Below are 22,001 nucleotides of genomic sequence, written 5' to 3' on the forward strand. Positions count from 1 at the left end.
CGACGGCCGCCCCTGGCCGGTCACCGGGAGACCATACGACCGTTCCGGTGGGCCGGCGGGGCGCTGTCGAACGCCGGCACGTGCTCCGGACGCCGGACCTCCTCAGGTGTCAGGGGCGGCACGGGGACGTGGCTGATGAGGGGGTGGACCGGGCGGACGTCCAGCTCACCCGTCCCGAACAGGCTCTCGTGCAGCTTCTCCCCTGCCCGCAGCCCTGTGAACAGGATGTTGATCGGCCGATCCGCCAGGTCGATCAGCGCGGCCGCCACGTCGGCGATGCGCACCGGTGCCCCCATGTCGAGGACGAGGACCTCGCCCCCTCGTCCGATGGCCCCGGCCTGGATCACCAGCTGCACGGCTTCGGGGATCGTCATGAAGTAGCGGGTGACGTCCGGGTGGGTCACCGTCACCGGGCGTCCCCCGGCGATCTGGGCCGCGAAGGTCTCGAGCACCGATCCCCGGCTGCCCAGCACGTTGCCGAATCGGACGGAGAGGAAGCGTCCCGGGTTCTCCAGGGCGTAGGAGGCGGTGAGGCGCTCGGCGAACCGCTTTGTCTGCCCGAGGACGCACACCGGATCGGCCGCCTTGTCGGTGGAGACGTTGACGAAGCAGTCCACGCCCACCTCCGCCGCCGCCCGGAGCACGTTGTCGGTGCCCATGACATTCGTCTTCCACGCCTCGAGGGGGTACTGCTCGAGCATGTTCAGGTGCTTGAGGGCGGCCGCGTGGAACACCACCTCGGGCCGACGCCTCCGGAAGACCTCCCGGATCGTCTCGGGCTCGCGGATGTCGGCCAGGACCACCTCGGGCAGGTCGAGCCGGGCCTCACCGTGGATGCTCAGCTGCACCGCGTGCAAGGCCGACTCGTCCCGATCGAGCATGATCACCTCGGCCGGCTCGTAGGCCACGAGCTGGCGGCAGAGCTCGGACCCGATCGAGCCGCCCGCTCCGGTCACCAGCAGCCGCTTCCCCCGCAGGTAGCCGGCTATCTCGCCCACGTCGGTCTCGACCTGCCGGCGGCCCAGGATGTCGGCGATGTCGATGTCGCGGACGTCCCGGATGCCCACCTTGGTGCTCAACAGCTCCGAGAGGCTCGGCAGGACCTTGACGGTCAGCCCCGCCTCCCGGGCCCGGCGGGAGATGTCGCGGATCAGCGCCGCGTCCGCCGAGGGCAACGCGATGACCAGCACCTCGGCCCCGGTGCGGCCGGCGGCGGCCTGGATGGTCCGGCGGTCACCCAGCATCGGGACGCCGAGCCGCCGCACGTGCCGCTTGTCGGGGTCGTCGTCCAGCAGGCCGACGGGGAGGTAGGGGCTCTCCGGATCGCCCAGCATCGAGCGGATCAACTGGTGTCCGGCGTTCCCGGCGCCGAAGACGAGCGTGCGCCGGCCCTGGCGCGGCCGGAGCGCACCGCTGCGCTGCCACCGGATCACCAGGCGCACGCCGAGCATGAGGACGAAGGCGAGGACGGCCGCCACCAGCGGCACCGACAGCGGGAGGGGGCGGTCCTCTCCGGCATTCAGGATCAGGGCGCAGCCGACCACCGCCGCCGCCGCGAGGGCGAGCGCGAGGCCGGTGAGCTCGTCCGCGCTCGCCACGGCGTACCGGCCCTGGTGGAGTCGCAGCGTGAAGGACGTCACGAGGAAGACCAGCACGGCGACGGCGGCGGCGAACAACAGGTAGCGGCCGTTGATGCGCTCGATCGCACCGTCGTAGCGCGCCACCGCGGCGAGCACCAGCCCGGAGCAGAGCGCCAGCAGGTCGATCGCCAGCAGGGCCAGTCGCAGCAGCACCCACCGGGCGTGGGACGGACGCGACATCAGATCGGTCCCCGGTCACCCGCCAGGAGCTCAGGACCGGTGTGCCGCACGTCCGTCGAGGTCATCCGGTGCCCTTCTCCCGTGGCCGGCCGCCCTGTGGCCTTCTTCGACCTGCGGACCAGCAAGAAGCACGCGGACGATAACCCCGGATTTTGTTAGCCGGTCTAAGCAGATGTCCTACGCGACAAGCACCGGAATGGCGGTGACGCACCGGATCGCTTCGGCCACGGTTCGTCGACTCCGGCGTGGTGTCAGCGCCGTGCTCGTCCGGCGGGCCGCGCGCGACAGCGGGGCCCGGGCACAAGCATCGCCGGTGGGGGTCGCTGCATCGCCCGCACCGCTGACGTCTCCCCGGGAGGTGGTCCCTGTCCTCGACACCATCGACCGGAGCGACACCGAGCTCGTGCGGCACGCACCCGGTCGGGTGACCTCAGGACGGCGGCGGGATCAGCCCGTCCTCCACGGCGCGCACGTACAGGTCGCGACGGGTGGGCGCCGGCCGCCCGGCTGCCTGGTACTTGGCCCGGATCCGGCGCAGGTGGGTCTTGAACGTCTCCGCGTTCATCCCGAGCCTGCGCGCGACGGTCGCCAGCAGCTCGTTGCCCGACGCGTAGGCCACGAGCACCTCCTGCTGCCGCGGCGCCAGCAGCGGCCCTGGCGAACTCGGGGCGACCGCGGGCCGCACGACCACCGCCGGGCCCTCATCCAGCACGCTCAGCGCCGCGGCGCTCTCCGCCCAGCCCTCCACCTCGACACCGGGCGTGCGGGCCAGCAGAGCGGCCAGCTGCCGCCGGTGCCTGGGGTTGCCGCAGACGATCGTGACCCGCAGCGGCGGCCCGCCGTCCGGGGTGGCGCCGTCCACGGGCGGCACCCCCTGGGGGAGGAAGAGGACCGAGTGGTCGACATCGCCGGGCACGGGGCCTCCCGCGAGCTGAGGGGCCGGAACAGTTGCGTCACTGAACTCCCCGGCCGGAGGCCGGACAACCTCCGTCGCCCGCGCATAGGCCCGCAAACTGGCCGCAAGCGGCGCACACTGACCGCAACGACACACCGACCTGCAGGTACTTGAATGCGTTAAGTTTTCCGCCGGCCATCGGACGCGGGGGGCATCAGATGACTGGTACGGTCGACGGCTCGCCCGAGCCGGAGAAGGGGTCACCCGACCCGTTCGTCACGCAGGTCTGCTGGCTCGTCGCGACCGCCGGCGGCAAGGACGACCTCGTCCAGCGCTGCGGCGGTCTGGTCAGCGTCCGCACCCTCGACAACTGGACGGCGGGGAACTACCCGCGCGCCAAGGTCAGCGGCGCCGTCCGCGACCTCGACGGCTGGGCCCGCGAGCACGTGCCCGGCTACCCGACCGCCGCCGGCGTGCCCGGGCTCGTCGAGTCCAGCGGCCCCTACCGCGGGACGACGTCACCGGCGCCCGAGCCCGCCGCGCCGGAGCCCGCCGAGGAACCGCCCGCGCCGGCCCGCCGCTGGGTCCGCTGGGCGACGCTGGCGGCCGCCATGGTCCTGGTCTCCGCCGTCTCCGTCGTCGCCACCCTGCTCGTCGTCCGGGAGGGCGGCACCGCGGCCCTGGCCGACGAGACCGACGCCGCCGAGCAGACCGCCGACGCGACGGAGATGATCGACCTGCCGCTGCCCAGCACGGGCGACGGCACCCTGTACACCGAGCTGTCCGGCAGCATCGGCGCCAACACCTTCGCCGATCCGCGCACGCTCGCCGGCGGCGGCCCGGAGATCCCGCCGAACACCGAGATCCAGGTGCGCTGCCGCTACTACGCGCCGAGCGTGCCCAGCGTCAGCCCCGACGGCTTCTGGTACCTCATCGAGTCGGAGCAGTGGAACGGCCTCTGGACGCCGGCCAACTCGTTCATGAACGGCGACGTGCCGGGTGGCCCGTACATCCACAACACCGACTTCGCGGTGCCGGTCTGCCGCTGACCCACCCCGGAACGACGAGAGCCGGGGCGGTCGCGTGCAGCGACCACCCCGGCTCCGCCGGGTGGATCAGAGGGAGCCGGCCACCGAGGCCGCGGCGCTGATGATCACGATCGCCGGGATGAGCGCGATGACGCCGAGCACCAGGCCGGCGATGGCCAGTCCGGTGGGGGCGCCCTTCTTCTTGCCGGTCGCGATGCCGACGCCACCCAGGATCACGCCGAGCACGGCCAGCAGGATGCCGAGGGCCGGCACCCAGCAGAAGATGAGACCCAGCAGGCCGGTGACGAAGCCCGCGACGCCGAGGCCGTTGCCCGGCTGCGCCGGCGCCTGGACGAACACGGTCTGCGGGGCGTACTGCGGCTGGGCGTACGCGGGCTGAACCTGCTCCGGCTGGGCAGGGGTGTAGGGCTCAGAGGTCACGGATGTCTCCAGTGTCGTGGTCGGCACGTCCGACCGTCGGCGAGGTCGTCGCTCCCGGTCGATCTTGATCCGGAACCGATTCGACTGCTTCTTCGGCAGGAAGCGACCGCCACTTGAGCCGAGCAGGGGACAAGGGCGGACGGCGCCGCCCGCAGGGTCAGCGGACGGCGGGCACCTGCGCGGGCGCGGCCGAGATCGCCAGCCAGCGCAGGAAGTCCCCCACCGGCATCGGGCGCGCGATCGCGTAGCCCTGCGCCACGTCGCACCCCAGCTGGGCGAGGACGGCGCGGTGACCGGCGTCCTCCACGCCCTCGGCCACCAGCGACAGCCCGAGCTGGTGGGCCAGCGCGACGGTGTGCTCGACGATGGCCGCCGCCCGGGGGTCCCGGTCGACGTCCGCGGTGAGCGTGCGGTCGAGCTTCAGCTCGTCGGCGGGCAGGTGCCGCAGGTAGGCCAGCGAGCTGTAGCCGGTGCCGTAGTCGTCGATCGACGTCCGCACGCCCAGGTCGCGCAGGTCGGCGAGCACCGCCTGGCCCCGCTCCGGGTCGGCCATGAGGGTGTCCTCGACCAGCTCCAGGGTCAGCGCCGCCGGCGGCAGCCCGTGCCGCCGCAACGCCGCGGAGATCTTCGAGGGCAGGTCCAGGTCGGTCACGTTGGCCGCCGACAGGTTCACCGAGACCGGCACCTGCCAGTCGGCCCACCAGCGGCCGGCCGCGGTCAGCGCCAGCTCCAGCACGACGTCGGTGAGCGGGCCCAGCAGCCCGGCCTGCTCCGCCGCCGGCAGCAGGGCGGCCGGCGAGAGCAGCCCGCGGGTCGGGTGCTCCCAGCGGACGAGCGCCTCGGCGCCCACCACCCCGCCGTCGTCCAGCGACACCTGCGGCTGCAGGAAGACGACCAGCTGGTCGTCGGTCAGCGCGACCCGCAGCTCCTCCATCGTGCGCAGCCGGTCGCCACCGGCGGTGCCGGTGACCGGGTCGGGCGTGTAGACGTGCACGCCCTCGCGCGCCGCCTTCGCCGTGTACATCGCGACGTCGCCGCAGCGCAGCAGGTCCTCCACCGTGGCCGCCGGCTCGGGGCAGGTCGAGACGCCGATGCTCACCCCGACGTGCAGCCGCACGCCCTCGACGGTGAACGGCCGCAGCAGGTGCTCGCGCAGCCGCTCGGCCAGCACCGCCGCCTCGTTCCCGGCGGTGCCGGGCAGCAGGACGGCGAACTCGTCACCGCCCAGCCGGGCCAGGAAGTCGCCGCTGCGCAGCAGGCCCTGCAGCCGCGGGCCCACCTGGCGCAGCAGCTCGTCGCCGGCGGAGTGCCCGAGGCTGTCGTTGACCTCCTTGAACCCGTCGAGGTCGAGCAGCAGGAAGGCGGCCGGCCGGTCGACGCCGGCGCGGGCGACGACGTGCGTGCCGCGCTCGATCAGCGCCCGGCGGTTGGGCAGGCCGGTGAGCTCGTCGGTGCGCGCCTCGGTGCGCACCTGGTGGAAGCTGCGCACCTCGCGGAAGGTGATGGTGACCCGCACGATGCCGGCCAGCACGCAGCCGATGGCCAGCCACGCGGCGACCGTGGGCACCGGGTGCGCCCAGCCCCACGCCAGCACGACCAGGCTGCCGATGGTGCAGGCCAGCGGCAGCGCCAGCAGCCGCCAGCCGATCCGCGAGCCGTTCCCACTACCCACCGGCACGCGCCGGTCGCGGGCGATCGTGGCGGCCACGGCGCAGAGCACGACGCTGACCAGCCAGCCCAGCTCGAGCGGTCCGCCGTCGACGTACGTGCCCTCGTAGCGGACGACGAACAGCGCGAACTCCGACACGCACAGGCAGGACAGCGCGATGACCGCGGTGAGGATCGTGCGGTCGAGCCGCATCCCGAGGATCGCCCCGACCGAGACCAGCACGGCCAGCAGGAGCAGCCCGGTGGTCGGGCCCACCAGCTCGAAGGCGGTGACGGCCCGCTCCCCCGGCCCGGGGTACAGGTACGGGCCGAGCAGGAAGGTGACGCCGGCGGCCAGGCTGCCGAAGGCGGCGATGAGCCCGTCGAGCCACATGCTGGGGTGGAACCGCGGCACCCGGGCGCGGATCAGCCCGATCACGCAGACGTACATCGTCGCGTAGCCGGCCAGCGCCAGGACGTCGGCCACCGGGGACGACGGACCGTGGCCCGTCACCCCCGCCGCGAGCACCCGCAGCGCGTTGGCGACCGCACCCACCCAGAGGGCGACGCCCAGCCCCGCCCACGCCGCCCGCTCGAGGCGCACCCGCCGGGACGCCAGGAAGCAGGCGATCCCGCCGGCGAGGTGGGGCAGGTTGTAGAGGACGACGTCGTAGGCCCGGTCCCAGGCCGCACCGGAGGGGCGACCGCCGACGCCGGTGGCGAAGGCGACCGCCAGCGCGATCGACAGCAGCAGCGGCCACGCGGGGCCGCGCGGCGTCCTCTGCTCGGGATGGTCCACCTCACGACCATCGGCCGGGAGGGGCTCCCGGCGAAGGGCGGCCGGGCACTCCCTCACCTGGACGGGTGAGACGCCGTCCGGGTCAGGTGTCGCGGTTCCCCGACGGGACGACGTCGGCGGCGGGCAGCCCGCTGCGGCGGTAGGCCGGCGGCCGCCAGCCGGTGCGCGGCGCCGCGGCCGGGTGCTCCGGCGGCAGCGCGGCGACCGGCTCGGGCCGCGGGCGGCCGCGCTCGGCGCGCAGGTCGGCCTGGTCGACGGCGATCGAGCGGAAGCCGACGCCGTCGACCACGCGGGGGGCGAGGTCGGGCCGGGTGGCGCGCACCCCGCGGGCGCACTCCTCGACGCCGACGACGCACGGCGTGCTGGCCGGGGAGCCGAGGTAGAACTGCGACGTCGCCCCGGCCATCGGCGCCCACGGCAGCCCGATGGTGCGCAGCACGCGGAGCACCTTGTCGTCGAGGATCGTCACCAGGCCCTCCACCCCGTTGGCCCGCGTGTAGCGGTACAGGGCGTGGCAGAGCGCGAACGTCGTCTCGATCCGGGCGGCGGCGCGGGCGTCGGGGTCGACGGCGAGCGTCGCGACGTCCCACACCTCCTGCGCCGCGAACCCGGCCGTCCGCAGCGTCTCCTCCGCCGACACGTGCCACGGCGCACCCGCCGCGTCGGTGAGCGACTTCAGTTCACCGGCGGCGTCGGGGACGATCAGCCGGACGGCGCCGAGCGCCCGCCCGCTGACCTCGTCGAGCACCACGAGGAAGCGCGAGCGCTCCTCGTACGGTCCGTACTCCTCCGCCATGACGTCGGGGGTGTTGCCGAACGCGCCGAGGAACACCGACGCCTCGACGGTGCGGGCGGCCTCCCGCTCGGCGGGGGAGTCGGCGACGACCAGGCGCGGCGCCACGTCAGAACGACCGGGCGACGACGGGGCCCGCGTGCAGGAAGTCGCGGGTGAAGGCCACCGCGGCGTCCTCGTCGAAGGGCTTGCACGTGTAGACGTCGACCGAGAAGAACAGCCGCGGCTGCTCCCAGGCGTAGAAGTGCGCGCCCGAGGTCTCCCAGTGGATCCAGCCGGCCCAGCCGTACCGGTCGGAGCGGTGGGTGACCGGCTCCAGCAGCTCCACCATGTCGATCTCGCGCGAGAGCGCCGACAGGTAGCGCCTGATCTGCGGCGCGCCGATCGGGCGGGCCGGCACGCCCTCGATCACCAGGCGCTGGCGCACGATCTCCGGAGCCAGGTCGCGCCACGGGTCCGCCCCGCCGGGCCGCGGGCGGTCGGCCGCCCGGGACGGGACGGCGGGTCGCAGGTCGGGCGGCGAGGCGGTCACCGTGCCAGGGTGCGGGATCGGGCACCGTCCGAAACGATCTTGCGGGGCATGTCGCCGGGCGAGAAGTGACGAAATCGGCCGGCCCGGCTGGCGGACCCCTGTCCCCCGTCGCGATACGCCGCCCGTCGCGGCACCGCACTGGGATCTGACTGGTAGCATTCTGCCAGTGAAGGCCACCATCGACAGCATGGGACGGCTCGTCGTCCCCAAACCGCTGCGGGAGGCGTTGGGGCTGCTGCCCGGCACGACGGTCGACGTCACGCGGTACGGGTCGGGTCTGCAGGTGGTGCCGGCGGGGCGCACAGCCCGGTTGCGCAGGGCGGACGGGGTGCTCGCCGCTGAGTCCGACACCCCGGTGACGGACGACGACGTCTTCGGCCTGCTCGACGCCGGCCGCAGGTGAGCCGGCTGGCGTTCGACACGAGCGCGGCCGTGCCCTTCCTCGTGCGCAGCCACGTCGCGCACGAGTCCGTGCGACGGTGGACAGCCGGGCGGGAGGCGGTGCTGACCACGCACTCCCTCGCCGAGACCTACTCGGTGCTCACCCGGCTTCCCGGGGATGCGCGGGTCGTGCCCGACGACGCAGTCGCGTTGATCGCGGCCAACTTCGCCGCTGCCGTGCCCGTGCCCGACGCCGAGGCGAGGGCTCTCCCGCAGCTGCTCGCGCCGCTCGGGATCGCGGGAGGGGCCGTGTACGACGCCCTCGTCGGCCTGGCCGCCCGAGCGTCCGGGGTCCCGCTGCTCACGCGGGATGCCCGCGCGTCGGACACCTACCGGCTCCTGGCCGTCACGATCGAGGTCGCGGCGGAGTGACGGTGCTCAGCGGCTGACGGTCGGCGCGTGCCCGTTCTGCCGCGCGGCCAGCCGCTCGCGCTGCGGGACGACGGTGTACTTCGGGTCCCGGGCGCTGGCCACGCCGGCCTCGTAGACGCCGAACCGGGTGAGCGCCGAGCCGGCCGCGAGCAGCGCCCCGGCCGCCACGGCGCCCAGCCGCCGGCGCCCGGCCACCACGGTCAGCGCCGCCCCCGCCGCGGTGCACGCCTTCGCCGCACGCAGGAACCGGCCCGCTTTGCCCTCGTGGAACGGCTCGCTGACGATCCCGTGCCCGGTCTCGACCTTCTGCATCACGGCGAGCTCGATCGCCGCCCCGGCGACGGCCATCTTGCGCGCCGGCGCCGCCTCGGCCACCGGCGAGAGCGCCATCGTGATCCCGCCGCCGGCGGCCATGCCCGACGCCCCGAACACGTAGGGCAGCTGCTCTCCCGCCGCGTGCCACGAGGGGACGGCGGTGTTGGCCAGCAGCACGCCGGTGTAGGTGGCCAGCGGCCCGGCGAACACCGCCGAGCCGACCGCGCCGAGCCGGCGCAGCACCGGGAACCGGCCGAGGACGTGCAGCCCCGCCGTCGCCACGGCCAGCGCGCTGAACGGCGAGAGGATGTACGTGCCCACCGACAGCGGCGACGTCGGCTTGAACACGCGCAGCATGTGCAGGAACCGCTCCGGCCGCCCCAGGTCGACGACGAGCAGCCCCACCGACGCCAGCGCCCCGCCGCCGGCGAACAGGTGCGCCGCCTTGGTCAGCGCCGGCCGGCCGGTGAACTCGCCCAGCGCCCCCAGCACCGACGTCGCCCCCGACGCGCCGCCGAAGAAGAGGTACAGCGGCACCTCGGGGCTCTTCCAGGCCGGTTCCTTGATGATCGGGCGCCCGTAGTACGAGGTGAACTCGGCCTCGGGCACCATCGCGACCTCGCCGCGGCCGCGCCCACCGCCCTTGCGCCGCCGCTTCTGCAGCGCGGGACCCATCGCCGGCCGCCAGCCCTGCCCGGGCAGCGGGCTCACCTGCGCCGCCAGGAGGTCGCGAACGCCGACACCGCGACCCCGACGATCATCGCCGCGCCCTTCGCCGCCGCACGCCACATCGCCGGCAGGTCGCGGGTGGTGACCACCGGGTCCGGCGGCAGCCCGTAGACCTCCGGCTCGTCGAGCAGCAGGAAGAACGCCCCGTTGCCGCCCACGCCGTCGTCCTCGTCGCGGCCGTACAGCCGCGCCGTCTCCACGCCCTGCGCCTGCAGCGTGGCCAGCCGGGCGTCGGCGCGGGCCTGCAGCTCGTCGAGGTTGCCGAACTGGATCGACTGGGTGGGGCAGGCGGTCGCGCAGGCCGGCATCAGCCCGTCGGTCAGCCGGTCGTAGCACATCGTGCACTTGAAGACCCGGCCGTCGTCCTCGCGCCGGCTGATCACCCCGTACGGGCAGCCGATCACGCAGTAGCCGCACCCGTTGCAGATGTCGCCCTGGACGACGACGGTGCCGAACTCGGTGCGGAACAGCGCCCCGGTCGGGCAGACGTCGAGGCACCCGGCGTGCGTGCAGTGCTTGCAGACGTCGGAGCTCATCAGCCAGCGGATCTGCTTGTCGCTGCCGCTCTGCCCGGTCTGCGGGTCGTACTCGGAGAGCGCCTCGGCGTTGAGCACCGACGCCTGCGCGGTGGCCAGGCTGTCGTGGTGCGCGTTGGCCGGCGAGCGGCCCGCGCCCAGCGGTTCGGCGTCCTTGCGGTCGTCGCCCGGCCGGCCGAAGGTCGGCATCGGCAGGTCGACCGTGCGGCTCTGCTCGATGAAGGCCACGTGCCGCCAGGTGTTGGCGCCCAGCTGCCCGGTGTTGTCGAAGGACATGCCCGACAGCCCGATGACGTCGCGCTCGCCGTGCGAGTCGTCCATCGGCAGCGTGTTCCACTCCTTGCACGCCACCTCGCAGGCCTTGCAGCCGATGCACACCGAGGTGTCGGTGAAGAAGCCCACCCGCGCCGGGTGGTCGCCGTCGTAGCCGGCCTCGGCCTGGACGTCGGGCAGCGGCCCGAACAGCCGGTGGTCGGGGTCGCGGCCGGCGAACGCCGCCGGGCTGGCCGAGCTGAAGAAACTCACGTGGTCTCCTGACCGGTCGAGGCCTCCACCGGGGCCCGGCCGTTGACGCCGACCCGGCCCGAGGGCACCCCGGCCCGCACGCGGTAGGACTCGACCAGCGCGAGCAGGTCGCGCCCGCGCGGCCGCGGGCCGGGCCGGATGTCGCAGGTGGACACCTTCGACTCCTGGATGTGCGTGTTCGGGTCGAGCACGATGCCCAGCAGGTCGTTGGCCGAGTCGCCGGTCGAGATGCCGCTGTAGGCCCAGTGGTAGGGCATGCCGATCTGGTGCACGACGGTGCCGTCGCGCAGCCGGATGGGCCGCACCCGCTCGGTGACCAGCACCTTCGCCTCGACCGCCGTCCGGGCGCTGATCAGCGTGGCGAGCTCGCCGTTGGTCAGGCCGCGCAGCTCGGCGAGCTCGGGCGAGACCTCGACGAAGAACTCCGGCTGCAGCTCGGCCAGGTAGGGCAGGGTGCGGCTCATGCCGCCGGCCGTGTGGTGCTCGGTCAGCCGGTAGGTGGTGACGGCGAACGGGTAGACCGCGCTGCGCGTCGGGTTGGCCCGGTTCCACGGCCCCTCGATCATCTCGAGGGTCGGGTTCTCCTGCTGCTTGTAGAACGCGTTCTCGACCACCGACTCGGCCGGCTCGTAGTGCGCCGGCAGCGGCCCGTCGACCAGCCCGGCCGGCGCGTACAGCCACGCCTTGCCGTCGCCCTGCATGACGAACGGGTCGTTGCCGGCCAGCGCCGCCTGCGCCTTGGCGCCGTCCGGCGGCACGTAGTCGGGCCGCTTGTCCGCCTCGAAGTCGGGGATGTCCAGCCCGGTCCACTTCCCGGCCTCGTCGTCCCACCACACGTACTTCTTGCGCTCGCTCCACGGCTTCCCGTCGGGGTCGGCCGAGGCGCGGTTGTAGAGCATGCGGCGGTTGAGCGGCCACGCCCAGCCCCACTCGGCGGCGACCGGCCCCTGGTCGCGGCCGGGCTTGCGGCGGGCGGCCTGGTTGACCTCGTCTGCGTAGACGCCGCAGTAGATCCAGCAGCCGCTGGTGGTCGACCCGTCGTCCTTGAGCTGCATGTAGCTGCTGAGCGCCCGGCCGTCGGGGCCGACGCCGTTGATCTCCCGCAGCACCGCCTCGGCGTCGGGGTCCTGGGTCTCCCCGTGCAGCGGGTAGTCCCAGGTCAGCTGCTGCAGCGCGCGGTCGCGCGGATCGGTGGAGTCCTCCAGCCGCTCCCGCAGGATCCGGCCCAGGTGGTAGTAGAACCACAGGTCGCTGCGGGCGTCGCCCGGCGGCTCGACCGCCTTGTGCCGCCACTGCAGCACCCGCTGGGTCTGCGTGAACGTGCCCTCCTTCTCCACGTGCGTGGCGGCGGGCATGAAGAAGACCTCGGTGCCGATCGTCTCCGGCGACAGCTCGCCGGTCTCGATCTCGGGCGCCTCGTTCCAGAAGGTGGCCGACTCGATCATCTGCAGGTCGCGGACGACGAGCCAGTCGAGGTTGGCCAGCCCGAACCGGTTCATCCGGCTGTTCGGGTGCCCGACCACCGGGTTCTCCCCGACCAGGAAGTAGCCCGAGACCTTGCCCTCGATCATGTCGGCGATCGTGCGGTAGCTGCTGTGGTCGCCGTCGATCTTGGGCAGGTGGTCGAAGCAGTAGTCGTTCTCGGCGCTCGCGTGCTCGCCCCACCAGGCCTTGAGCAGGCTGACCATGTACGACCGCTTGTTGCCCCAGAACCCGGCCTTGCCGGCCGCGTCGGCGCAGTACTCGTCGAGCGTCTGGTGCTGCAGGGCGTGCGGCTGCGGCAGGTAGCCGGGCAGCAGGTTGAACAGCGTGGGGACGTCGGTGGAGCCCTGGATGCTGGCGTGGCCGCGCAGCGCCATGATCCCGCCGCCGGGCCGGCCGATGTTGCCCAGCAGCGCCTGCAGGATCGACGCCGTCCGGATGTACTGCGCCCCGACGCTGTGCTGCGTCCAGCCCACCGAGTACACCCACGCCGTCGTCCGGTCGCGGTTGCTGTTCTCGGTGACCCAGGTAGCCACCTGCTCGAAGACCTCCGGCTCGATGCCGCAGACCTCGGCCACCATCTCGGGCGTGTAGCGGGCGAAGTGCCGCTTGAGCACCTGGAACACCGTGCGCGGGTGCTGCAGCGTCTCGTCGCGCTTGGGCTTGGCCGGGATGGGCGGCCCGCCGCTGCCGGCCGCCTGCGCGCGGTCGGCCTTCTTGACGTCGGGGTGGTCCTCCGTCTGGTCCTGCTCGGCGGCCTCGGCCGGGTCGTCGGAGCCTGAGTGCGGCGGCTCCTCCGGCTCGTACTGCCAGCTGTCCTCGTCGTACGTGCGGGTCTCGGGGTTGAAGCCGGAGTACAGGCCGTCGAGGTCCTCGGCGTCGACGAAGTCCTCGCCCACCAGCGCCGCGGCGTTGGTGTAGGCGACCACGTACTCCTTGAAGTACTTCTCGTGCGTCAGGACGTGGTTGATCAGCCCGCCGAGGAAGGCGATGTCGGTGCCGATGCGGATCGGCACGTGCAGGTCGGCGATCGCGCTGGTGCGGGTGAAGCGCGGGTCGATGTGCACGACCTTGGCGCCGCGCGCCTTGGCCTCGCTCACCCACTGGAAGCCCACCGGGTGGCACTCGGCCATGTTCGAACCCTCGATGACGATGCAGTCGGAGTTCGCCAGGTCCTCCAGGAAGTTGGTCGCGCCACCACGGCCGAACGAGGCACCCAGACCGGGCACCGTGGCGGAGTGCTATATGCGCGCCTGGTTCTCGATCTGGATCGCGCCCAGGGCGCTGTAGAGCTTCTTCATGAGGTAGTTCTCCTCGTTGTCGAGGGTCGCCCCTCCGAGGCTCGCTATCCCCATCGTCCGGTTGACGCGCTTGCCGTCGTTGACGTCCTGCCAGCCCTTGCGGCGCGACTCCAGGACGCGGTCGGCGATCATCTCCATCGCCGTGTCGAGGTCGAGGTCCTCCCACTCGGTGCCGTACGGCCGGCGGTACTTCACCGTCGTCACCCGGGTGGGGCTGGTGACCAGCTGCTTGCTCGCGCTGCCCTTGGGGCACAGCCGGCCGCGGCTGATCGGCGAGTCGGGGTCGCCCTCGATCTGCACGACCTGCTCGTCCTTGACGAAGACCCGCTGCCCGCAGCCGACCGCGCAGTAGGGGCAGACGCTCGACACCACCCTGTCGGCGGTGGCGGTGCGGGACACCAGCGTCTCCGTGCCCTTGCTCCGCGCGGCCCTGCCGCGGCCGAGCGGGTCGCTGCCGGTCAGCTGGCGGTACACCGGCCACGCGTCGAGCCAGGTCTTCACACCGGTGACTCTGCCACCGGCCGGGCATTACGGCACGCCGACGGCCGTCAGGCCAGCGCCTCCTCGACCAGCGGCTGCATCCGGTCGGCCACCGTGGTCCAGCCGGCGTCGGTGGGCCGGCCGTCGTCGCCGGTCTCGACCGACCAGCCCTCGGCGAGCGGGTCGACGAACTGGACACCGGCGGCCTCGGCCGCCGCGCGGATCACGTCCCGGTTGTTGCGCACCCCGGCGGGCACGTCGGCGGCGGGCCAGTGGGGGCCGACGACGAGCACGACGGCGTCCGGCGCGCGTGCGGCGACCGCGGCGATCGCCTCCCGCGCCGCGACGGCCACCCGGTCGGCGATGCCGGAGCCGTCGAAGGCGCTGCCGGCCAGCACGACGACGTCGGCGTCCTCGAGCGCCGTCGCCTCGACCGCCTGACCCAGGGTGCGGCCGACGGACGGGTCCGTCTCCACGTAGCCGCCGTCGCCGACCGACGCGGTGCCGACGGCGAGGCCCTCGATGCGCTGCCCGAGCAGCTGGGGCCAGCCGGTGCCGCCGTCGGGGGCGGCGGTCCAGCTGTCACCGATCGCGACCAGCCGCCGCTGCTCGGGGGCCTCGGTGGTCTCCGCGGCCGTGGTCCCCGCGGCCGTGGTCTCCGCGGCCGTGGTCTCCGCGGCTGCGGGCGGCACCGGGCGCGGCGTGGTGTCGGCGACCTGCCCGCGGCTCAGCGCGATGGGCAGGCCGACGGCGAGGAACACCGCCCCGGCGACCATGACCGCCCACGCCCACCACGGCGGCTCGCTCCACCACCCACTCCCCCGCGCCATCCGGGCCAAGGTACGGCCGGCAGCCGCGCTGCGCTCCCCGGCGGGGCGCCGCACCAGGTGCAGCGGCGGCGCAGGTCACTCGCCACGTGCGGTCGTGCACGGCGACGTCGTTCCCGGGATCCGGGCGGCGCCGGTCTACGGCGCGGTCACCGGCTCCGGGACGGCCCCGCCGCCCGCGGCGAGGCGGGCGCGGATCCGCGCGGCCTGGCGGCGGCGCTGCTCGGCGCGGCGGCGCAGGGTGGCGATCTGCGCCGGGTCGGTGGCGCGCGCGGCCTTGAGGTCCAGTGCCGCCGCCGTCTCCAGGTGCAGCGCCATCGTGCGCAGGTCGGTGGCCGGGTCCGGACCGCCGGCAGGGTGTGGGCGGGAGGGTCCCGGCCGCTCGTCCCCGAGGATCATGGGGCCCAGGGTGCGGGCGGTCCGCGGTCCGCGCGACTCGAGCACCCGACCGCCCGCCGCGGGTGGATTCTCCGAGGCCCGGGTGGTTTCGACCCGCACCCACCAGGGCACTTGCCCCGCATGACCTGGCTGCTCGTCGTCCTGGCCTGGACGGTGTGCGCCGTGGTCGTGGCCCCGGTCATCGGCCGCGTCCTGGCGCACGTCGACGCCGCGCGTTCCGTGCCCGCCGTGGTCCCCCGGCAGCGGGCGCCGCTCACGCACGTCTGACCCACACCGTCCGGTTCACAACCCCCTTCAGGGGGATCCCGGCCGGCAGCGCTGAAGCAGCGGCCGCCCGCCTCCGTTGACCTGTGGGTGAGCACCGGCAGGTCCGTGGCGGGCGTCCGCGGGGAGATCCCGCGCGTCCTGCGGTGGCTGCTGCCGTTCGCCCTGCTGGGCCTCGCCGTCGCGGTGCCGTCCAGCGCCCCCGACGGCACCGGCATGCAGTGGGACGAGCTCGTGCTCGGCACCGTCGCCGGCGTCTCGGCCTGGTCGGTCCTCCGCCGCACCCGCACGCTGGTCGGCGCGGCGGCCCGGCCGTGGCAGCTCATCGGGGTGGCGTGCGCCTGCTTCTCGGTCGCCCAGTTCCTGGCCGGTTCCTTCCCCGGGCCGGAGTTCGACGGGTTCGGCGTCGACGACGTCCTGGTGTTCCTCGGCGCGACCGCGCCGCTGGTGACCAGCGCGATGCTCGTCCGCCGGGTCAGCCGCACCCGCTGGACGACGCTCGCCGTCGACGGCGCGATGGCCACCGCCGCGCTGTTCGCCGTCACCGAGATGCTGCGCGAGCCGGCGTCGGCCGGCGGCGCTCCCGACGAGGTCGGCTCGCTCGTGCTCGCCTACGGCGGCTACGCCGCGGTGATGATCGGCGTCGGTTCGGCGCTGTGCACCGTCTCCACCGCCGCGCTGCGCCGCTCGGTCACCGCGATGGCGTTCACCGTCGCCTTGCAGGCGGCCGCCGCCCTGTTCGAGGCCGCGGCGATCGTCTCCCCCGCGCCGGCCTGGACCGCGTGCGCCGACCTCGCCGTCGCCTCCGCCCTGCTGGCCACGACCCTGGCCGCGCACCGGGCTCCCGACCGCTACGGCGAGGCCAGCGCACGGGAGTCCGCCGCCCGCGTCAGCCCCGTGGGGCTGGGGCTGCTGCTGACCGCGATCGGCAGCCTGCCGGTGTCCCTGGTCGTCGGGGTCGCCGGGGGCGAGCCGCTGCGCGCGGAGGCGCAGCTCGGGCTCGCGGCCGTGTTCGGCCTGCTCGTCTGCCGGCTGGTGCTGCGCGTGCGCGAGGAGACGCGCCTCAGCGAGGACCTCCTGCGCAGCGAGGAGCGGCTCGCCGAGCTCGTCGAGGCCACCTCCGACGGCGTGGTCATCGTGGACGCCGACCTGCGGCTGCTGTTCGCCTCCCCCCTGGCCCGCACGCTGCTCGGGATCGGCCCGGACGACGCCGAGCCGCACGTGCTGCCCGCGCTGTTCGACGACCCGGCGACCGCCGCGGACGCCCTGGCCGACACCACCACCCGCGGCCTGCACGTCAGCGTCTCCCGCGACCGGCGCCGGGAGCTGGAGGTCGACCACGCCGAGCTCGAGCCGACGCCGGGCCGGCGGGTGCTGTACCTGCGCGACGTCACCAGCCGGCGCGCCCGCGAGCGCGAGCTCGAGCGGATGGCCTTCACCGACCACCTCACCGGGCTGCCCAACCGGGCGCAGCTGTTCCAGGAGATGGCCGAGCCGGCCGGCGGCCCGCGCGCCCTGCTGGTGCTCGACCTCGACGGGTTCAAGGCGGTCAACGACCTGGCCGGGCACGAGGCCGGCGACCAGCTGCTGGTCGAGACCGCGCGGCGGCTGCACACCGCCGTCCGCGAGGGCGACCTGGTGGCCCGGCTCGGCGGCGACGAGTTCGCCGTCGTCGTCGAGGGCACGCTCGAGGAGGCGACCGACGTCGCCCAGCGGGTCGTCGACGCGCTCTCCCTGCCGCACCGCACCGGCGAGCGCTCGTTCGCCGTCGGCGCCAGCGTCGGCGTGGCCGAGCTCGGCTCCGCCGGCGGGCAGGTCGCGTTCCGCACCGCCGACGAGGCGCTGCGCGCGGCCAAGCAGGCCGGCAAGGGCTGCGTGCGGGTGGCCGGCCGGGACGCCCACCGCGGCACCCTCGACCTGGCCGCGGCGATCGAGGCCGACGAGATCGAGCTGCGGTTCGCCGGCAGCACCACCGCCGACGGGCGGATCGCCCAGGTGCACGCCGGGCCGGTCTGGGTGCACCCCACCCACGGCCGGGTGCCGAGCCAGGACCTGTGGGCGGCCGCCGAGCGCGAGGGGCTGGTCACGCTCATGCAGCTCGAGGGGCTCAACCGGGCCTGCGCCGCCGTCGCCGCGCTCGACGGCGTCGACCTGGTGCTCTCCCTGCCCACCGGCCAGGTGTCCGGCCCCGGCCTCGTCGTCGCCGTGACCGAGGCGCTGCGGGTCTCCGGCCTGGCCGCCTCGCGGCTGGTGCTCATGGTCACCGAGGAGACCCTGCTGACCGGGCAGGCCGACCTGCTGCCCGGGCTGGAGACGGTGCGGGACCTGGGCGTGCGGCTCTGCATCGCCGACTACGGCATGGGGCACAGCCTGTTCGCGCTGCTCGCCCGCGTGGGCCTGGACGCGGTCCGGGTGGACGTCGCCCAGCTCGCCGGCCGCGACGACCGGGAGCGGGCGCTGCAGGTCTTCGCCGCGATCGTCCGCACCGCGGAGGCGTTCGGGCTGCAGACGGTGGCCGACGGCGTCGACACGCCGGAGCTGCGCGACGCCGTCCTCGCCGCCGGCGCCGATCTCGTGACGGGGCGGATCGCGCCCGCCGACCTCACCGCGGCCGAGGTCGCCGCCCGGCTGACCTCCCCCGCCGCCGTCCGGTGACCTCGACCTCCGCTTTCGGTGCCGAAAGCGGTACCGCTTCCGGCACCGAAAGCGGAGGGGATCAGGGTCGCGATGGGGGGAAAACCTGATCCGGCCTGTCGGTGCGCCGCTGGATACTGGCCGGGTGAGCCACCCGGGGCTGCACTTCCTCGGCCACTCGACCGTCCGCGTCGAGCTGGCCGGGCGCACCGTGCTCACCGATCCCCTGCTCACGCCCAGCATCGGGCCGCTGCGCCGCGTCGTGCCGCTGCCCGACGAGTCGGCCTGGGCCGGCGTCGACCTCGTGCTGCTGTCCCACCTGCACGGCGACCACCTGCACCTGCCGTCGCTGCGGCTGCTCGGCGACGTGCGCATCGTCGTCCCCCGCGGCGCCGGCGCCTGGCTGCGGGGCAAGGGCTTCGCGCACGTCGAGGAGCTCGCGCCCGGCGAGACGCTCCGGGACGGCGACCTGAAGGTCACCGGCGTGCACGCCCGGCACAGCGGCCACCGCTGGGGGCCGCGGCTCGAGCACGGTCCGCAGACCCGCGCCATGGGGCACCTGATCAGCGGCGACGGGACGACGGTCTACGCCAGCGGCGACACCGACCTGTTCGACTCCATGAGCTTCCTCGGCGACCTGGGCATCGACGTCGCGCTGCTGCCGGTGTGGGGCTGGGGGCCCAACCTCGGCCACGGCCACCTCGACCCGCACCGCGCGGCCGAGGCGGTCGCCCGGCTGCGGCCGCGGATCGCCGTCCCGGTGCACTGGGGCACCCTCGCCTTCGGCGGCAGCCACCTGCTGCCCCGGCTGCGCCGCCGCATGCGCCGCGTGCTGGTCGAGCCGCCGCGCACCTTCGCCGCCCAGGTGGCGCTGCGCGAGCTGGCCACGACGGTGCTCCACGTGGAACCGGGTCGGCGCGCCCCGCTCGGGCTGGCGGCGGCATGAGCGCGCTCGCGTCGAGCTGGACCGACGCCTCCTCCCTGGGCTACCCGGTGCTGTTCGGCGGCGTGCTGCTGGGCTCGATCGTGCCGGTCGTGCCCACCGGCGCGGTCGTCGGCGCGGCCGCGGCGGTGGCCACCAGCAGCGGCCACCTCTCGCTGCCGCTGGTGCTGCTGCTGGCCACCCTGGGCGCGCTCGCCGGCGACCTGGTCACCTTCGCGCTCTGCCGCTCCGGCGGGCCGGCGGCCGTGCGCTGGGTCGCCCGCGGCCAGCACCCCGAGCGGATCGAGGAGGTGCGCGGCCAGTTCCGCGCCCACGGCTGGCAGATCATCGTCGTCGGCCGGCTGCTGCCCGCGGGCCGCATCCCGGTGCTGCTCGCCGCCGGCGCGCTGGCCTACCCGTGGCGCCGGCTGCTGCCCGCGGCGCTGCTCGCCGCGTTCCTGTGGGCCGTGGCGTACGCGCTGCTCGGCGTCGCCTCCGGCGGGCTGTTCGACAACCCGCTCATCGCCACGCTGATCGCCGCCCTGCTCATCCTGCTGGTCAGCGGGCTGATCAACCTGCTGGCCGGCCGCCGGCGGCACCGCCGCGAGGAGGCGCAGCGGGCGGCGGCCGAGCAGCCCTGCCCCGACGAGGCGCCGGCACCGTGAGCCGCCCCGCCTCTCCCGGCCGGCTGCTGCAGACCGGCCGCACGCTCGCCCGCGTCCTGCTCGTCTGGGCCGCCGCCACCGGCGCCCTGATCGCGCTGGACGCCGGCATGAGCAACTTCTCGATGCCGTCGTGGTGGCAGCCGCCGGTGCTCGCGCTGGTCCTCGGCGTGCTCACCGCCGTCGTCTGGCCGCTGGTGCTGCGGGTCGCGCTGCCGGTCGCCTTCTTCACCCTCGGCCTGGGCGGCTTCCTGCTGCTGGGCGCCGGGGTGCTGGCGCTCTCCTTCGCCATCCCCGGCGTCGTCATCGCGCGGCTGTCCACGGCGGTGTGGCTGACGCTGGCCATGGCCGCCGTCGCCGGCGTCATCAGCAGCGCGCTGGCCATCGACGAGGACGAGCTCTTCTTCCGCCGCGCCCGCCGCCGCGCCGCGCGGGCGGCCGGCGCCGAGCCGGCCCCGCCCGGCGTCCTCCTGCTGCAGATCGACGGGCTGGGCTACGAGACGGTGCGCCGCGCCGTCCGCGACGGGCTGATGCCGAACCTGGCGTCGTGGCTGCGGTCGGGCAGCCACGTGCTGCAGTCGTGGCACACCGACTGGAGCTCGCAGACGGTGGCCAGCGTCTGCGCGATCCTGCACGGCTCCAACCACGACATCCTGGGCTTCCGCTGGTACGAGAAGGACCGGGACCACGTCGTCGCCGCCTCGCACCCGGTCGACGCCGCGGAGGTCGAGCGCCGGCACTCCGACGGCCGCGGCCTGCTCGCCGGCGGCGGTGCCGCGCACGGCACGCTGTTCACCGGCGACGCCGACCACGTCTCGCTGACCATGAGCTCGCTGTCGCACGTCGTGCCGCGGTCGTCGCGCCGCGAGCGCCGCCGCGACCGGTACGGCGCCGGCTACTACGCCTACTTCGCCAACCCGGTGAACGCCGTCCGCACCCTGGCCGTCTCGCTGGTCGAGGTGGGGCGCGAGCTGCGGGCCGCGGCGCGGGAGCGGCGCGACGACGTCCGCCCCCGGGTGTCCCGCGGCGGCATCTACCCGCTGGCCCGCCCGGCGACGACGGTGATCACCCGCGACATCGTCGTCTCGGCGCTGATCGAGGACATGCTGGCCGGCCGGCCGGTCGCGTTCGTCGACTTCCTCGGCTACGACGAGGTGGGCCACCACACCGGCGTCGAGCGCTTCGACGCCCTCGAGGTGCTGCGCAGCATCGACCAGCAGATCGGCCGGCTGCACCGGGCCACCCAGCTGGCCCCGCGCGACTACCACCTGGTGTGCCTCTCCGACCACGGCCTGACCCAGGGCGAGGCGTTCGCCGACCGGTTCGGCGAGACGATCGAGCAGCACGTCGGCCGGCTGTGCGGCGGCGGCCGGGTGGACCAGAAGGCGATGCCCGGGCCCACCACGAGCCGCCGTCCGATCGAGGGCTGGCAGGCGGTGTCCGCCCTGGCGGGGGCCGGCGGGCCGGTCGCCCGGCGGCTGCGCGAGCGCGTCGCCGGCCTGGACGGCGACGGGCACGGCGAGCACGCGCCGTCGGGCGAGGAGAAGGTGCCCCGCGTGGCGCCCGGGGTGGTCTGCGTCGTCTCCGGGCACGTGGCGATGGTGTCCTTCCCCGACATCCCGGGCCGGGTGCCGCTGGAGGAGATCGAGCGGCACTGGCCGGAGCTGCTGCCCGGGCTGGTCGACCACGACGGCGTCGGGTTCCTGCTGGTGCAGTCCGAGGAGCACGGCCCGGTGGTGCTCGGCCGGGAGGGCGTGCACCGCATCGCCACCGGCGAGGTGATCGGCGAGGACCCGCTGGCGCCCTACGGCCCGTACGCGGCCGAGCTGGTCTCGCGGACGTCGTCCTTCCCGCACTGCCCCGACGTGCTCGTCAACAGCCGGTACGACCCCGAGACCGACGAGGCGTCCCCGTTCGAGCCGCACGTCGGCTCGCACGGTGGGCTCGGCGGACCGCAGCAGACCGGGTTCCTGCTGCACCCGCGCACGTTCGCCCCGCCCGGCGAGATCGTCGGCGCCGAGCAGCTGCACCGCGTGCTGCGCGGCTGGCTCACCGACCTCGGCCACCCCGAGCCGACCGGCGCGGGCGCCGTCGTGGGCCCGGACAGCCCCGCCGGGCTGCGCGAGGCCGCCCGGGTCTGAGGTTCCGCCTCTGCGC

18 protein-coding genes and 1 pseudogene are annotated in these 22,001 nt (G+C 74.6%); 8 read left to right on the top strand and 11 right to left on the bottom strand.

All coding sequences use genetic code 11. The features are described 5' to 3' along the window. Nucleotides 1-20 precede the first annotated feature (20 nt). A complete protein-coding gene (locus ACI797_RS16655; RefSeq protein WP_456859853.1) occupies nt 21-1,820 on the bottom strand; it encodes a polysaccharide biosynthesis protein in 1,800 nt (599 codons plus the stop codon). A 430-nt stretch (nt 1,821-2,250) separates the two neighbouring features. Next, nucleotides 2,251-2,736, bottom strand: coding sequence for a response regulator transcription factor (locus tag ACI797_RS16660; protein WP_456859854.1), 486 nt, complete (start codon nt 2,734-2,736; stop codon nt 2,251-2,253). 197 nt (nt 2,737-2,933) lie between these two features. Here ACI797_RS16660 and ACI797_RS16665 point away from each other — a divergent pair, with 197 nt between their 5' ends. After that, entirely contained in the window at nt 2,934-3,764 is an 831-nt protein-coding gene (locus ACI797_RS16665) for a hypothetical protein (protein ID WP_456859855.1), read from the top strand. Nucleotides 3,765-3,830: 66 nt separating this feature from the next. Here the strand turns inward: ACI797_RS16665 and ACI797_RS16670 are convergent, their stop codons facing one another. The 4 genes from ACI797_RS16670 to ACI797_RS16685 all read right to left on the bottom strand — a co-directional run bounded on the left by ACI797_RS16670 (nt 3,831) and on the right by ACI797_RS16685 (nt 7,955). Next, nucleotides 3,831-4,184: a hypothetical protein gene (locus ACI797_RS16670; protein WP_456859856.1), complete on the bottom strand. Its 354-nt coding sequence runs from the start codon at nt 4,182-4,184 to the stop codon at nt 3,831-3,833. A 157-nt stretch (nt 4,185-4,341) separates the two neighbouring features. Continuing rightward, nucleotides 4,342-6,630, bottom strand: a complete 2,289-nt coding sequence (locus ACI797_RS16675; protein ID WP_456859858.1) for a putative bifunctional diguanylate cyclase/phosphodiesterase — start codon at nt 6,628-6,630, stop codon at nt 4,342-4,344. Nucleotides 6,631-6,712: 82 nt separating this feature from the next. Then, nucleotides 6,713-7,531, bottom strand: coding sequence for a hypothetical protein (locus ACI797_RS16680; RefSeq protein ID WP_456859860.1), 819 nt, complete (start codon nt 7,529-7,531; stop codon nt 6,713-6,715). 1 nt (nt 7,532) lies between these two features. Continuing rightward, the gene (locus tag ACI797_RS16685) at nt 7,533-7,955 is read right to left on the bottom strand and encodes an S-adenosylmethionine decarboxylase (RefSeq protein ID WP_456859861.1); all 423 of its coding nucleotides are present in this window, start codon (nt 7,953-7,955) and stop codon (nt 7,533-7,535) included. Between the two features lie 166 nt (nt 7,956-8,121). On the opposite strand from ACI797_RS16685, the gene ACI797_RS16690 reads away from it, so the two are divergent. Both ACI797_RS16690 and ACI797_RS16695 read left to right on the top strand, forming a co-directional pair. Beyond that, the gene (locus tag ACI797_RS16690; protein WP_456859862.1) at nt 8,122-8,358 is read left to right on the top strand and encodes an AbrB/MazE/SpoVT family DNA-binding domain-containing protein; all 237 of its coding nucleotides are present in this window, start codon (nt 8,122-8,124) and stop codon (nt 8,356-8,358) included. After that, nucleotides 8,355-8,768: a PIN domain-containing protein gene (locus tag ACI797_RS16695; protein ID WP_456859863.1), complete on the top strand. Its 414-nt coding sequence runs from the start codon at nt 8,355-8,357 to the stop codon at nt 8,766-8,768. Before ACI797_RS16690 ends, ACI797_RS16695 begins: the two co-directional genes overlap by 4 nt. Nucleotides 8,769-8,774: 6 nt before the next feature. On the opposite strand, the gene nrfD is transcribed toward ACI797_RS16695, so the two are convergent. The 5 genes and pseudogenes from nrfD to ACI797_RS16720 form a co-directional block, all read right to left on the bottom strand. Next, complete coding sequence (gene nrfD / locus ACI797_RS16700; RefSeq protein ID WP_456859864.1) at nt 8,775-9,794, bottom strand: NrfD/PsrC family molybdoenzyme membrane anchor subunit; 1,020 nt, start codon at nt 9,792-9,794, stop codon at nt 8,775-8,777. After that, nucleotides 9,791-10,873, bottom strand: coding sequence for a 4Fe-4S dicluster domain-containing protein (locus ACI797_RS16705; protein ID WP_456859865.1), 1,083 nt, complete (start codon nt 10,871-10,873; stop codon nt 9,791-9,793). Before ACI797_RS16705 ends, nrfD begins: the two co-directional genes overlap by 4 nt. Further along, nucleotides 10,870-14,157 (bottom strand): annotated as a pseudogene (gene fdh / locus ACI797_RS16710) (formate dehydrogenase). The gene ACI797_RS16705 and the pseudogene fdh overlap by 4 nt, the downstream one beginning before the upstream one ends. Before the next feature lie 47 nt (nt 14,158-14,204). Then, on the bottom strand, nt 14,205-14,966 hold the full coding sequence (locus tag ACI797_RS16715; RefSeq protein WP_456859866.1) for a GDSL-type esterase/lipase family protein: 762 nt from the start codon (nt 14,964-14,966) through the stop codon (nt 14,205-14,207). 135 nt (nt 14,967-15,101) lie between these two features. Continuing rightward, nucleotides 15,102-15,362 carry a hypothetical protein gene (locus ACI797_RS16720; RefSeq protein WP_456859867.1) on the bottom strand — a complete coding sequence of 87 codons (261 nt, stop codon included), beginning with the start codon at nt 15,360-15,362 and terminating at the stop codon, nt 15,102-15,104. Between the two features lie 120 nt (nt 15,363-15,482). Here ACI797_RS16720 and ACI797_RS16725 point away from each other — a divergent pair, with 120 nt between their 5' ends. The 5 genes from ACI797_RS16725 (at nt 15,483) to ACI797_RS16745 (ending at nt 21,985) form a co-directional block, all read left to right on the top strand. Next, nucleotides 15,483-15,629, top strand: coding sequence for a hypothetical protein (locus ACI797_RS16725; protein WP_456859868.1), 147 nt, complete (start codon nt 15,483-15,485; stop codon nt 15,627-15,629). An 87-nt stretch (nt 15,630-15,716) separates the two neighbouring features. Next, on the top strand, nt 15,717-18,281 hold the full coding sequence (locus ACI797_RS16730; protein ID WP_456859870.1) for a diguanylate cyclase domain-containing protein: 2,565 nt from the start codon (nt 15,717-15,719) through the stop codon (nt 18,279-18,281). Between the two features lie 124 nt (nt 18,282-18,405). Continuing rightward, complete coding sequence (locus tag ACI797_RS16735; protein ID WP_456859871.1) at nt 18,406-19,206, top strand: MBL fold metallo-hydrolase; 801 nt, start codon at nt 18,406-18,408, stop codon at nt 19,204-19,206. Beyond that, complete coding sequence (locus tag ACI797_RS16740; RefSeq protein ID WP_456859872.1) at nt 19,203-19,847, top strand: DedA family protein; 645 nt, start codon at nt 19,203-19,205, stop codon at nt 19,845-19,847. Before ACI797_RS16735 ends, ACI797_RS16740 begins: the two co-directional genes overlap by 4 nt. Next, a complete protein-coding gene (locus ACI797_RS16745) occupies nt 19,844-21,985 on the top strand; it encodes an alkaline phosphatase family protein (RefSeq protein ID WP_456859873.1) in 2,142 nt (713 codons plus the stop codon). Before ACI797_RS16740 ends, ACI797_RS16745 begins: the two co-directional genes overlap by 4 nt. Nucleotides 21,986-22,001: the final 16 nt, after the last annotated feature.

It is taken from the genome of Geodermatophilus sp. SYSU D00691 (assembly GCF_054050275.1).